This is a genomic window from Lyngbya sp. PCC 8106, from assembly GCF_000169095.1.
GTDB lineage: Bacteria > Cyanobacteriota > Cyanobacteriia > Cyanobacteriales > Microcoleaceae > Capilliphycus.
Window position 1 is genome coordinate 1 of record NZ_AAVU01000083.1, and the last position, 12,787, is coordinate 12,787.

Here is a 12,787-nt window from a genome sequence, read left to right on the forward strand (position 1 = left end):
TCTCAGGACGTAAGCTTTCTCGGCAGGCAGTTAGCGCTTGGGTAAGGGGCCACGCAAATCCAAGACTCTCTCCGGCTGAAATGCTTGTGATACTGGAAATATTGGAGTGTACGCTCACTGAATTAGCAATAGCTTTTCAAGAATCCCCAGACAAATCCCAGAAAAGTGAATAGTTTGTTGACTTTCTTGACAATGTAAGGTTAGCCTTAAATAATTTAGAGGATTTTTTGTAAAGTCAACCTTACAATTAGCAACGAAGCGACTATCATGACAAAACTACCCACCACATTCACGGCTTTGGATTTAGCAGGATTCAAGGTAGACCAGTCTAGGCAATACACAAGTGTTGATCGAGAGATGGTTGATACCGCTTGTGCGGTCTTGCAGAAAAACCGTATAGGCATTGTTACTCGTTCAGTTCAATCGGCTCTTAAGCACATTTACGGCATTGGAGGAAGCAGCGATACAATTTGCAACTTGCTTAAAGAATGGAGGCAAGACAACCTCTCAAGTCTCAAACAAGGTAAGAATGACAAAGACGTAGTTTCGGCAATCCTAGAGGCAACAGATGATGGCTTATTAGACGAGCAAGACATTCCCGAGGAATACTTGGTTGTCATGCGCCAAATGGCTGTGGCAGGTTACAGGCTTGCCTATCAAAAGGCTGATACTTCGGTGTCCGGCGATCGCATAAAGACCCTAGCTTCCGAAAATGATTTAATGCGGCAACAGCTTAAGGACTTTCCCCAGTTGCAGCTTGAACTAAACTTCTACAAAAATGAACACGAGCGCCAAAAGGCTGAACTCAAAGAGGCTTATATCAATCTCAACAAGCAGCAGTTAGCCAACTCCGAACAATTTAAACAGCAGTTAGATTCCTTGCACCAGCAGCGCAATGATTTGGAAAACCAGCTTCTTCAGGCTCACAATAAACTTGTCGAACTGGAATCCAAAGAATCTGAGCATACCGGGGAAATTTCTGCGGGCATCCAGGTTGAACAATTTGAACGGGAGCTTGCATCCAAAAATCAACAAGTTCAATCTCTGCAAGTGGAAGTGGAAAGTTTGAAATCCCAATTGGCGGAGTTTAAATCCAATGGGCAGTCCGCAAAGCCATCTGCCAATAAAAATGGCGTTACCACTAAGAAATAAAGTCTAATCCCCATAGCATTCTGTGGGGAATTTTATTTAGCTTTACAGATATCTTAGGTACGAATTTCTCCAATATTGGAATTGAAGATGTTGAACGCTTTCTTTGAAAAGCCATTAGCAAATAATTTTTAATTTTTAATTCTTAAAGTTTATAACTTTTTATTAGGCTACCGCTTCTTGTTTTTGGAGTTTTTATAATATGAATATGACAGTCAAAATGACATCGGAAGAATTGAAAGCTAGCCTTCAGGGTTTCTGCGGAACCCAAACCTATTATACACATTGGCTCAAGAGGTTTTATTACACCGATGGAGTGAAATTCCTTGCAGATGAAGCCCAAGCTTATTGGTTACTCGATGCTATTGCCAGCCATCAAACCGGGAAATTATTATCGAATCCGGCGCTGCGAGAAATTCAGTTTTGGAAGCTTCAAGTGAATACTGATCAGTCTGCCTGTTTGGTTTGCTTGGAAGATAAGGATGCTGAACCCGCAATCAGTCAAACAATTAACCACACCGATTTTCCATTATCCGAAATTACGTTGTACCTGCAATCCAATGGTAAATATTGGGTTTTAATGGTACCTTCTGAATATTAATTAATACTTTAATCGCGAAATTGCCGGGTCGCACTCGGCTTACCTAATTCAATGAATTCACAACAACTTGCAGGACAGATTTTGGCAAAAGTTAAGCAAATTAATCTTCAACTATCGGAGTTGCAAAATTGTTTAGCTACTCAAGAAAAGCTCCAAACCAAACTTCACATTGCCAGTCTCAAAGGTCGTCGTCGGGGATTGTTGGAAGTTCTTCAACTTCTGAACGAGTCTTGGAAAGACACTGATAGTTTGTTAAATCCTTATCAAAACTTAGGAGAAACTTCAGAAAAACAACTCCAAAATAATCAGCCTGCAATGAATTGGTGTAAGGAACGATTGAACGCCTTAAATTCTAAATGGAAAATCAAATGATGTACGATTCTTCGCGCATTACTTTTGGACGAATTATCCGACAAGCTAGAAGAATTAGCCTTATTAATGGTGGTGAACCTAGTCAATGTCCTAGAAACTGTAGAAATCGGTGTGAATCCGGGGAAACTTTCACCTGCTGTTATTGTCAAAAAATTGTTCCCTATTGCTGTGGTGCTGCGGATGACTTACCCGATGCTTGCGATGATTGTTGGGGAATTTATTCTAAGGCTGATTAATCTACCGCTTTCTTTGGCTGATTCTTTTTGAGGAAAAAATAATGGGATTAGGTTTTGCAGCGTATACACCTGCGGTAAATTTCTACTTCAGCACTATGGGAATGGTTCCTCTCATTAATGTAGTAAAAAAAGCCAATGTTGAAGCGGGTGAAATACTTGAAAGTCTTGTTTTCAAACGAACCCCTTATTTGAATTATGAACAGTGTCAGAAAATTATCGATGCTCTAAACTTGATTCGTTCAGACAAATGTAAAATTGAAACGGAGGATTCGGAACTTTATGAAGCTGTTTTAGAAAGGATTCCAGAGTTAATTGATTTGCTACAGTTCGTCGTTGATAACGAATGCCAATTACAACTTTACTAATTCAATAATTAGTAATTTAGGAGAATACTGAAAATAGTGACAATCTTTAAAGCCTTTGGAGAACTTAAAGCTTTCATTTAAGAAAATGGCTTTCAGATTCAACCCTGGGTATCTGGAAAATAACATCTCCAAATTACCTTTGATAACGCCTTACTTATTGATAAACCTTCCTTTTTTGGAGGGTTTTTTATTTAAAAAAGACGGGTGTATATTCGCATTAAATTGGAAAGTTTTATGAAAAAAATCTACGGCTGGAAAATGCGGTTAAGATTTTGAAGACTTCAAACTCTTTTAATTCCAACCTAATTTAATGTTGAAAAAATGAAAGTTTTAGACTACAATAGATTACCAACTATTTTCTTGAACTCCAAATTTAACTTTGAAAAAATTTCCTCTCGAAATCGGGGGGTGTTTTTTTTACATTGGACAGGTTGCAGCCCGACGCTCAAATTGCTTATTTTTCCTTTGATTACGAACTACCGATTGTTGATAGCTAGGAAGAAAGGAGAGAAGTTAATTCGGGAACATCTTTAGCCGCTTTCCAACCATCCTGACCTTCAGACCAAATAAGAGTATCAGGGGTAATTTTACCTTTTAACTTTGACTGTAAAGCCATCTCAGTTTTACCATCAGGTTTGGCAATATGCCAGGTTTTAGAAGGAACAGGAGGAACAGGAGGAATAGCAGGAACAGGAGGAATAGCAGGAATAGCAGGAACAGGAGGTGGAGTTTGAGGAGATTTAGATTCGGGTGAGGAGTCAAGAGTCTCCTGAATCATTTTTTCAAAGCTGTCATAAAATCTAAACTTGGGTTTGGTTTTGGGTTTGGCAATGATAGATTCTCCAGTGCGGGGATTTCGACTAGGACGAGAGCCAAGCTCTTTGGGATAAAATACACCGAAGTCTGGAATTTTGACTTCATTGCCTGATCGTAATTCTAGCTGAACAAACTTAATTAAAGAGTCAACAACAGCCTGTACAGTGGCTTCTGAGAATCCAGTTGAATTCTGAATATAAGTGGTATCCATTTGAGTTGATGTATTAGCAAGTAGCAAAAATATTGTATCAGTTTTATTGGGATTTGTTTATTATTTAGAATTCAGAAAGTCTTGAATTTGCTCGTCACTCATCGATAAGTCAAAGAGATAAACTCTAGTTGTTTGGTCTTCGGGTGAACGTTTTGTTGGATATCTATCATTCTTAAATGCAGTGCTATAGATTTTCATTCGTCTTGTCCACCCCGGCAGAACATAGGCAGCGGATTTATCGCCGATTAACCCTAAATGATGAAACCCGATTTGAACTTTTGCCTCATCCCATTTCATCTCCAGGGCTAAGTATTTTTTCCCCGTAATTGTGGGCATATAGCATCTCACATCGACCTCTTGACCTTTCCAGGGCGCACGTCTGGGAGTTGCCCATTTTCCATATTGAACAGCGTAGCAATTAATCACTAAAGCTTCCGGGAGTTTCACATTGTTTAACTGAGCAATAATTTCATCAGGGAATAACAAGAATACTAATCCGGCTGTTCCCGTGTGGGCAGTATGTGAAACTCTCCAATATGCTGCGGCCCAAGATTCTCCGGTGTACAATTTGCCATTTATTTTAGGCGTTGTGAGCAGTTCATCTCGTTTGATTCGGGCATTTTCTGCCACTTGTTTAATAAGCCTATCATCCCCATCATTTTGTTCACGATGCTTAATCGCATTCCCCATCTCAGTCCGATATTCATCCCGATGTTGGGTTGCTGCTTGCATTTGAAAAAGGTCTACTTCTACTGTACTGAATAGAACATTTTGGTAACTCTGAGGCGTAGAATCTTCTTTGAGGTCAGGTGAACGCCAGTAAGAATTGACCAGTTTCACAATTCGGGTCACGGTATCCTCCAAATTTGGGTTTACCAAACAGGGACGACTAAAGTAACATTCATCCGACTTTAAATCCGCCAGCCATTGAATATCTTCGCCTATTTCATTTAAGAACTCTTTCACCACATCTAAACCCTCGACATTGTTGGGATAAGCGGACTTCAAACTATCTACTGCTATTTGTAGTTCCTGGGAGAGAAAATCAACAATTCTCATTCCTTCTGATTCTCCCGGAATTGCCAAGATAATATTCTCTGCCCTCAAAGCCCGAGTTCTTCCCAACAACGAAGCTACTACGCCTGTTAAGTCATTCATAGAATTAATCGCAATTTGCTGAAAACTGCCCGTTAATGGTACTTTAGGTAGTTTCTGAACAGAGGGAGGTTGGGGGAAATTAGCGATCGCAGTTCTGAGATTTGGATAAGTATTACTTTTAATAAGCTGCACAAAATCTCCGTCAGTATCTCGTCCGAGTTCTAAGAGTAATTCCCGAGTAGCAGCTAGAGTTCCGTATTCGTAGCGAAAGGCTCCTTCTTGCTTATTTTGCCAGAGTTGAACATCACCCCAGTGTCTCATGGGATTACAAAAGACAATATATTCACTTTTCTTAAATGACTTAGAACAAAAGGCTTTGGGATTGTATTTCCAACTTCCGTCCGGTACTTTCATTTGATACCGCTCAAAATATTGGTCAGGCAGACACATCACAGAATAGAATCTTACACCCGCCGCCTTTGCTAAATTCTTCCACATTTGCTGACAGCGTTCTTTTACCTTTTTGACAATGTAGGGGTGAAGCAATAACAAGCCATTTCTATCTGCTTGAATAACCCGAGTAGCAATGTTTGCATATTCCGCCTCAGCATCGGGATTATCATCTAAGTCAGCTAGTTCAGCTTGGGCTTCTTGCAGGTCAACTCGCATGATTTATGCTAGGTTTTGAATTGAGTTAAAAGCACCTGCTAAGTTTTGACATTTTTCCTCAAGTTTACTAATAATACTATCTTGTTCTAATGTCTCAAAATCAAACCATTGCCAGAGCATCCATCCTGGTTTTGCCCTTCTTTCTTCTGCTTCGTGGACAACGCCAATCACAATTTTTCCTTCATGGTTGCCCAAGTTTGGTTTATTTCCTTTGAGAGAACTTAAGGGAATAACAAGGTCATAATCTGTTTCATCAAGGGCGCTATTGTGAGATAACGTTCCCTTTGCCACCCATTCATTCCTCAGCGATGCCCGAAACTGCACGGAGATATTAGATGGGGGATGTTTTAAGTCTGGATCGTCTGGTTCGAGTCCCCAATCTGGCGGAATTTCATCAGGGTTAGTGGGGTCAAAAGGAACTTCCCCTTCAATGTCAGGAAAAGCTTCTAAAAGCAGCATCAATCTGTAGCTAGCTTTAGCGTGGGAATCGCCCGTGTTCCAGTGAGTTTTATTAACGGGGTCGTCTTGTGGGTTGCCAGTCGTAGTGCGATGTTCATCATCAACGATAATATATTTCATTTGTTGATAAAACATTCGATTACAGCCCGTGTGAAGAATACTGCCATAAATTATCCTTTTCCAATCTTCACCGTAATAATTTTTGCCAATCGTTGATTTTTGGGTAAAGGTAAATCTCCCATGCGTTCTTGAATTTGATGCTAAATCTAGAAAGAAAGGATCTTGAACTCCAGATGGTTTGAAGGCATTTAAAGTTTGAGGATTTTTCTCGTTCTTCTCAATCTCCCCAATGCAAAACTTTTTAGTTGGATGCAAGGCAGCTAACATTGTATTTCTGAGTACAACAGTTGGGCCGTTGCTTAATCGCCTTTCTTTACATTTCCAAACTCGAAAGGTAGCAATGGTATTAATTCTGCCCTCGGAACCACTGTCTGAGTATCTAATATTCTCAAAGATAATTGGCATGATTTAATTCTCTAGTTTAATTTTGTTGTTGAGTTCTGTATCTTGCAAACTTCTTTCAAGTCGGGGAACCCACCCAACAGAGTTTGCGCTCTCTTGCAAACTTTGCTCTCGCCGGAAACCGCCGGGCCGCAAGTTTGCGCTAATTTAATATTGAAATTAGTCCTCGGAAAACTCATCAAGAAAGAGCCTAAAACTTCCCCAAAGACTAGAAATTATGGCTTCATCTTTCACTGGAATAGGTGCTGACAAATTCTTCAAGTCTAGACAGAGAGTAATTTGATTATCGTCATTGAGAACAAACGCCCAGAAATTCTCATAAGTTGTCCTTCCTTCATCTATCATACGATTGGCAAATTCTAGAATATAGCTTCTAATTTCTGCTTCATTCATTTCAGCAACAGTGGCAAATCCCAAGTCGGGGTCGGGTATTCTACCTTCAATAATTGGTTTGGTTCCTAGTAAATAAATAAAATCTCCTAATTCTGTTTGTTTACTCCACTTAATAGCGACTAAAATCAATAGCCCAATGATAGCAATATAAGGAGCATAAGCTGATAATGTAGCCCAAACCCCGGCGAATAAAGTTCCACTTGAAGATGCAATGGCAGGAACTAACTGTGGAGAGGATTTGAATACTCCTGCGGCTAAGTATCGACAAGCATTTGCACCTACAGAACCAATTGCTTTACAAACAACTGAAGTAACAGCATAAGAGAGAGCTTCTAATATTCCAGAGGGGATTGAAAATATTGATAGAAACCAACTTGCAAGTTTATTCACAATTTCTACAACATCAGTTAAGCGGGGTAAAATTTTAGGTGAAATATAATTAATAGAGCCTGAACTAAAACTAGATTCTACTGGAAAATTATCGATAGGCTGCATGGACTTAAATAGCTTTCTCAGCCGACTAAGTTGAGTTCTCAAGCGAGATTCTACTTTACCTTCAGAAGCTTCAGCTAGACTTTTAACTGATTCTATTTGAGTTTCAATAAACCCAATACCAAACTTCTCTTGAAATGACATCACTTTATTACTAATGCTAGATTGTACATCTCCAACGGATGATTTGATAGATGTTCTGATTTCATTAATATCTGTATCAAGAGTAGGAATATTGAGGGTTTCATTCCAGACTTCAGTTGCTTGGGAGTAGAAGTATTTATCATTATCTGAAGGCAAGGTTGAGTTGAGTTTACTCTGCCCATAAGATGATGAGTTTTTGTGAGTTTTGCTATTAAAAGCCCTATTAATCCCGTAGCAAGTTTCAAGGGTAAGCAAGGAGCTAATAACGGATAAGTCTGAAAACAAGAGTGCTTCTTCTGCTAGTGATTTAATTGGAACCATTGCAGCTAAATCTGAGTTAATGATTGCTCTGAATGGAGAAATATTGTTAAGTTTTCTATTCGTCATAGAGATTATATCCTCCCCAATTTCCAAAACATCTTTTCCCATCCAGCGATTGTTAATGATCCGAGATTTTAAATATTTGTAAGTTAGTTTCATTGTATTAGAATAAATTGCTATCGCTTTTTTTGAATGATTAGTTTTTAGAGGTGATTTATGTCGATTCGGATTCCCTATAAGTTTGGTTGTAAAGCTAAACCTAAGCTACCAAAGTCTAATGTTTCAACAATTAAAGCTTTCTCTGAAAAGCTAGAATTAAACCGAGAACATATTCAGCCCCATCTAGGAGATTTGTTTTTCCTTTATCGGAATTACTGTTTTATTTTCATGCCTGCTCAATTTGGCGTTTTGTATTATTGTGGCTCCGGTTACGGAGTTTATGATGATCAGCGAGATGAAGACTACGACAAAATCGGGCAAATCTTAGCTCGTATTTAGTTCATAGTTTATAGAGCAGGGGTGAGTATAACTTGCCTTTGCTCTTGTTTAACTCCGGTTGTCAATAATCTATTTAGAAACAAAGTGAACCCAAAATTTCCCATCTGGGATGCAGGTTTTTTTAATTAATCCATAAGAATAATGTAAATAAGCTCCCGTTAAGTCAGTTCGATATCCGGTAGAGAACCATTCCCCATAGGGGTCGTGAACAATCAAACCATCTTCGTCATATCCAACCGCAACAATAATGTGACCGAAGCTTGTAAAATATCCGTGAATTATACAGGGATTATCCTCTGCAATCCAATCTTTTACCTGTTCAATAAGAGCATATTCAGTGAACTTATCTTGGCAACCATAATCCCGAATCACTTGCGCCAAATGGTAAGGATTTTGACGAGAATAGCCCCTATCTAAACAATACTGATACAACTCATCCTCAAATTGAGTAAACCTAGAATATTGGGGATTGCGTTGAGCTTTGAAATATTCGAGGCACATGGCGACGCTGGTAACGTTGCAGGCTCCGGTTGGGTTATAGAAGTTATCCGTTTGACTTTTATACGAAATATTTAATTGAACTTTTTTCTTGAATTTTGGAATAATCAAGTCTGAACCAGAAATTAAATCATCGGGAGTTTCATAAACTTGGCAATGCTCCTCAAAAATATACCAGATTGGTTTTCCTTTAAAAGGTTCATCCTCATCATTAACGTAAACTCTAACGTGCTTTCTAATTCGTTCGTAACAGTTGATTGAAAATACTCTGGGTGAGGAAACTTGAACTTTCTCTAAATCTGATAACTCTGTTGATTGAATAGGCTTCAACTTAATGACTGTTGGTTTAATGATTCTTAAACTCAAGGTTGTATTGAGATTAGAAATCAATTCAAGTAAGTTATTATCCCGATTTAACCAGCCTTCTAGAAAAACTTCCTGATCTGGTTTTTCTTGAACTCGTTGATGTCGATACTGAATTCTTCCTTGACAATACTTGAGGGCAATTTTCTGGAAATCACTGACGGTTTTAATATCGCTCAATTTGCCAAACACCAGATTTTTTAAGTTGTCTTGAGTTGTAGAAATATTAAGAGACTCAGCTAAAAATTGAATTGAACCCCACAACCCAAAGTTAACCGCTGTATCAAAATGTACGATTGCTAGCGGTAAAATTATGCGATCGCACTCAGCTTTCAGCCAGCATTCTTCAAAGTAAAATTGTTCGGCTTCCTGCTTTGATATTTTAGAAACACAATCAGATTTTCTGCCCTTCCAAGTAGAGTAAGAAGTTTGAGTAATTCCAAAATTAGTTAATCCTCCCAGGTCAGCCGGATGGTTAGATGAACCTCCTTCCCATTTCAAGGTTAATTCAAGGGCTTTTTTGAAACTATTGGAGTTAATTGAAGTGATTGGTGAAGTCATTAGCTATGTAAAAAGAAGCGATAATCTATTTTAGACTACCGCTTGATTTTTGTGATGTTTTGGTTTCTTGCACATGATTACTAATTCTATCAAATTTTCTGGCTTAGATGGGAAAATTTTGAAATCATCTCCACACGGAAACTTTCAAGTAGTCCAGTTCAGTAAACGGGTAATTATCTGTGGAACATTTAGCAATAAGTTTGGATGGTCTGAGATTCCTGAAGAACAATCTGGATTTGAAAGTTTTATTACCTACATTGGCTGCAAATCTAAAACAGAATATTCCCAACTCAAGAATATTACCCAAACCCTTGATGGTCACTGCGAAGAACTTCGCCCTGCAAAGCGTAACCCCAACTTTAAACTTGAGTTCAAGGTCAGAGAACTAAGCTCTCAATCGGTTCGAGAATTAATTAAAGCTCTGAGATAACATAGCAAGTCAATAGCGTTATTTGCAACAATAGCAGATAATGTTATTGGCTATTTTTTTATGATTGATATCTTATGAAAGGAGTGAATTCTTGCCAGAGAAAGAAGTGGTGATTAAGTGGGTGAAGGCGGATGCAAGGACAGGGAAGCTAGAGCTTATTTGGGTTGTAGGTGCTATTGAATATTGGTTTTGCTGTACAAAGGTTAAACCCAGAGTTTGGGAATATGATTTTGGAGAGCGTTCTAGCAATAGTACAGTGCCTTATTTAATGATAGCTTTGGATTGGTTAGTAATTTCAAGGGGAATTGAACAAGCTTTTAAGAAAGGGTATTTAACTCAGTCTCAAGTCTTAAAGTCTGGATGTTATCCAAATTTGATTTTAAAATAATTTGTTTAGTGCTTATTCTTTATTTTTATAGAGTAGTAATAAGATTGCTTTAAGAATTTTTCTTTCCTACCGTTTTAATGTTTTAGTTGATTTTTTGGGAAAATATTATCATGGAAACTTCTGAGTTAGTGACAATTATCAATACTTTGCAATGGAACTTACACTTTCATAAGTTCTGTGAAATCTTGAATATTAATCCTGACAATGATAATAATTATGAATATGCAATTGAGAAGGTTAATGAACTGAGTAATCTTAGCAGTTCTCTAACTGAGCGTGGCTTAGAAAATCTTGAACAAATGAAGGTTTTCCTTATTTTGGCGATTGATTGAATATTATCGAACAGAATGTTGCATAGTTTTTAATTTAAATAGCCTAACATTGAGCCTCCAAGCGGGGGCTTTTTTTATTAGGAAACTAAACATGAGAAAGCAACCTGAATTTACTCAATTGGAGTTACCGCTTTACCCTAAGTTCAAGAAACGTGCGAAAGTCCGAATTATTGGATTAGACTCAACAGGAAAGATTAATTATCGGGGAATGACGGGGATTGTATTTGGAATATTCTCAGATGGAGTGTTAGTCTATTTTCCGGGTTTAACAATTTGTTTTGCTCGATATTCAGTATGGGAAATTGAACTTAAATAACAATTACTTCTGAGACGGCTACCGCAAAAGAGAAATGATGTTTTTTGGACTTTTCCTATGATTACTATTCCTTCCAAATCAACCAAACAGAAAACTACTCTGGTTGATGCTCTCCGTATCCTTGCCTGGTCTGCTTGGAAATCGGAGAATAAGGATAGCGAACTCAAAGGGCTTCAACTCTACAAGCTTTTTGATGAAGAATGGTCTGAGCATGAAGTCCACGAGATGACACTTCCTCAGTTGAAAGAGTTCATTAAAGAACTTGAGTATACCGAGAAAGAGTTATTGGCAATTCGCGAGAAATACTACCAAAGTAAATCTCAGAATTCCAGTGCATCAGGCAATCAGCAATACCAAGAAACTGCTGAAACTGACGAGCCTATGTACTAATTGAACACGGAAACTCCTAGAAATAGGGGTTTCTTTTTTTATAGATAGTTAAGGGAAAGCTACCGCAAAGGGAAGTGATGTTTTTAGGCTATCGAGCAAATGGAAAATAATCTCCTAAGCACAACCATTCATATTTATTCCGAAGACATGATTGATTTTTGGAATATGAATGAATTTCCCGAGGATGACGATATTGTTGGTTATCGCTATCTTATGATTGGGAAGCATCGTTCAGAGAAAGTAAAGGAGTATAACTTCTTTGAGTGGAATAAATCTGCTCAAGAACTCCGGCAACTAATCTGGGAAGGTGTGAAACTTCGGCCCTGGGATTGGCATAGTTCTATTTCTCCAAAACTCCCCGCTCATAAACAGATAGCACTTGAATTATATAATTTTGCACTACAGGATAACCAACTCGATGTCCCAACCGTGATTGTATATGAAGAAGGCTATCAACAACACGCTGAGGTAATCTTGAGAGCAATCAATTTTGTTAAATATTTACTCATTGAACTCAAGAAATATGACTATGACCTCCAAGGCCGTAACCAGTTTTTGAGCAAGTATAATATGCCTGGCGATTAAGTATAAATTAAATGAATAAGTCTCTATTTGAGGCTTATTTTTTTACCCATCATCATAAACTACCGCTCTCAGGGGAAGATGTTTCTAAAATTAAGAAGATGAAAGTTGTAATTTCTGGCTCTCGTTCTATTCAATCTCTTAATGCTGAAATGAAGTCTCGGCTTAATAAACTTATCAAACTCAATTCTGAAATCCTGATTGGGGATGCTTATGGAATTGATAGTTTAGTTCAAGCTTATTTGTATAGTTGTAATTATCAGAAAGTTACAGTTTTCTATTCCCGTGTCTTGAGAAATAATATCGGCGGGTGGAAGACTGTTAACGTTCTCGGCGGCTATACAAAGCGGGATATTGCCATGCACTCCCAGGCTGACTATGCACTTGCTATTTGGGATGGTAAGTCTCGCGGAACCAAACGCAATATCGAGCAAATGAAAGATAAAGTTCGAGTTGTTCTGGGTTAGTTAATTCAAGAAAGTCTAGGGAAAACTCTAGGCTTTATTTTTTTTCTACCGTTTTCCGAGCATGATGTTTCTTGGGAAATGCAATGGATAATTGGGTAGAAGTTAATGGAATTT

General features: G+C 38.2%; 18 protein-coding genes. 13 read left to right on the forward strand and 5 right to left on the reverse strand.

The features are described 5' to 3' along the window. The first annotated feature begins 267 nt into the window (after window positions 1-267). From L8106_RS28480 to L8106_RS28500, 5 genes are all read left to right on the forward strand, one after another. Window positions 268-1,152, forward strand: a complete 885-nt coding sequence (locus tag L8106_RS28480) for a hypothetical protein (protein WP_009788046.1) — start codon at window positions 268-270, stop codon at window positions 1,150-1,152. A gap of 199 nt (window positions 1,153-1,351) precedes the next feature. Beyond that, entirely contained in the window at window positions 1,352-1,750 is a 399-nt protein-coding gene (locus L8106_RS28485) for a DUF6876 family protein (protein ID WP_009788047.1), read from the forward strand. Between the two features lie 51 nt (window positions 1,751-1,801). Beyond that, the gene (locus L8106_RS28490; protein ID WP_009788048.1) at window positions 1,802-2,122 is read left to right on the forward strand and encodes a hypothetical protein; all 321 of its coding nucleotides are present in this window, start codon (window positions 1,802-1,804) and stop codon (window positions 2,120-2,122) included. Next, entirely contained in the window at window positions 2,119-2,358 is a 240-nt protein-coding gene (locus L8106_RS28495) for a hypothetical protein (RefSeq protein WP_198013013.1), read from the forward strand. Before L8106_RS28490 ends, L8106_RS28495 begins: the two co-directional genes overlap by 4 nt. Before the next feature lie 41 nt (window positions 2,359-2,399). Then, the gene (locus L8106_RS28500; RefSeq protein WP_009788050.1) at window positions 2,400-2,723 is read left to right on the forward strand and encodes a hypothetical protein; all 324 of its coding nucleotides are present in this window, start codon (window positions 2,400-2,402) and stop codon (window positions 2,721-2,723) included. 493 nt (window positions 2,724-3,216) lie between these two features. On the opposite strand, the gene L8106_RS30130 is transcribed toward L8106_RS28500, so the two are convergent. From L8106_RS30130 to L8106_RS28515, 4 genes are all read right to left on the reverse strand, one after another. Further along, a complete protein-coding gene (locus L8106_RS30130) occupies window positions 3,217-3,750 on the reverse strand; it encodes an HU family DNA-binding protein (RefSeq protein WP_009788051.1) in 534 nt (177 codons plus the stop codon). A gap of 60 nt (window positions 3,751-3,810) precedes the next feature. After that, window positions 3,811-5,517: a hypothetical protein gene (locus L8106_RS33305; RefSeq protein WP_009788052.1), complete on the reverse strand. Its 1,707-nt coding sequence runs from the start codon at window positions 5,515-5,517 to the stop codon at window positions 3,811-3,813. 3 nt (window positions 5,518-5,520) lie between these two features. Further along, a complete protein-coding gene (locus tag L8106_RS33310) occupies window positions 5,521-6,501 on the reverse strand; it encodes a hypothetical protein (RefSeq protein WP_198013014.1) in 981 nt (326 codons plus the stop codon). A 156-nt stretch (window positions 6,502-6,657) separates the two neighbouring features. Beyond that, a complete protein-coding gene (locus L8106_RS28515; RefSeq protein WP_039897503.1) occupies window positions 6,658-8,007 on the reverse strand; it encodes a hypothetical protein in 1,350 nt (449 codons plus the stop codon). 57 nt (window positions 8,008-8,064) lie between these two features. Here L8106_RS28515 and L8106_RS28520 point away from each other — a divergent pair, with 57 nt between their 5' ends. Then, on the forward strand, window positions 8,065-8,346 hold the full coding sequence (locus L8106_RS28520; RefSeq protein WP_009788054.1) for a hypothetical protein: 282 nt from the start codon (window positions 8,065-8,067) through the stop codon (window positions 8,344-8,346). A gap of 69 nt (window positions 8,347-8,415) precedes the next feature. On the opposite strand, the gene L8106_RS31845 is transcribed toward L8106_RS28520, so the two are convergent. Next, a complete protein-coding gene (locus tag L8106_RS31845) occupies window positions 8,416-9,768 on the reverse strand; it encodes a glycosyl hydrolase 108 family protein (RefSeq protein ID WP_009788055.1) in 1,353 nt (450 codons plus the stop codon). A 118-nt stretch (window positions 9,769-9,886) separates the two neighbouring features. Between L8106_RS31845 and L8106_RS28530 the strand changes: the two genes are divergently transcribed. The 7 genes from L8106_RS28530 to L8106_RS28560 all read left to right on the forward strand — a co-directional run bounded on the left by L8106_RS28530 (window position 9,887) and on the right by L8106_RS28560 (window position 12,673). Beyond that, complete coding sequence (locus L8106_RS28530) at window positions 9,887-10,198, forward strand: hypothetical protein (protein WP_232228618.1); 312 nt, start codon at window positions 9,887-9,889, stop codon at window positions 10,196-10,198. Window positions 10,199-10,289: 91 nt separating this feature from the next. Next, complete coding sequence (locus L8106_RS28535) at window positions 10,290-10,586, forward strand: hypothetical protein (RefSeq protein WP_009788057.1); 297 nt, start codon at window positions 10,290-10,292, stop codon at window positions 10,584-10,586. A 110-nt stretch (window positions 10,587-10,696) separates the two neighbouring features. Continuing rightward, complete coding sequence (locus L8106_RS28540) at window positions 10,697-10,918, forward strand: hypothetical protein (protein ID WP_009786221.1); 222 nt, start codon at window positions 10,697-10,699, stop codon at window positions 10,916-10,918. A 91-nt stretch (window positions 10,919-11,009) separates the two neighbouring features. Then, window positions 11,010-11,234: a hypothetical protein gene (locus tag L8106_RS28545; protein ID WP_009786220.1), complete on the forward strand. Its 225-nt coding sequence runs from the start codon at window positions 11,010-11,012 to the stop codon at window positions 11,232-11,234. Between the two features lie 57 nt (window positions 11,235-11,291). After that, window positions 11,292-11,624: a hypothetical protein gene (locus tag L8106_RS28550; protein ID WP_009788058.1), complete on the forward strand. Its 333-nt coding sequence runs from the start codon at window positions 11,292-11,294 to the stop codon at window positions 11,622-11,624. Window positions 11,625-11,723: 99 nt separating this feature from the next. Beyond that, window positions 11,724-12,209 carry a hypothetical protein gene (locus L8106_RS28555; RefSeq protein ID WP_009788059.1) on the forward strand — a complete coding sequence of 162 codons (486 nt, stop codon included), beginning with the start codon at window positions 11,724-11,726 and terminating at the stop codon, window positions 12,207-12,209. Window positions 12,210-12,220: 11 nt separating this feature from the next. Continuing rightward, a complete protein-coding gene (locus L8106_RS28560; RefSeq protein ID WP_009786217.1) occupies window positions 12,221-12,673 on the forward strand; it encodes a hypothetical protein in 453 nt (150 codons plus the stop codon). Window positions 12,674-12,787: the final 114 nt, after the last annotated feature.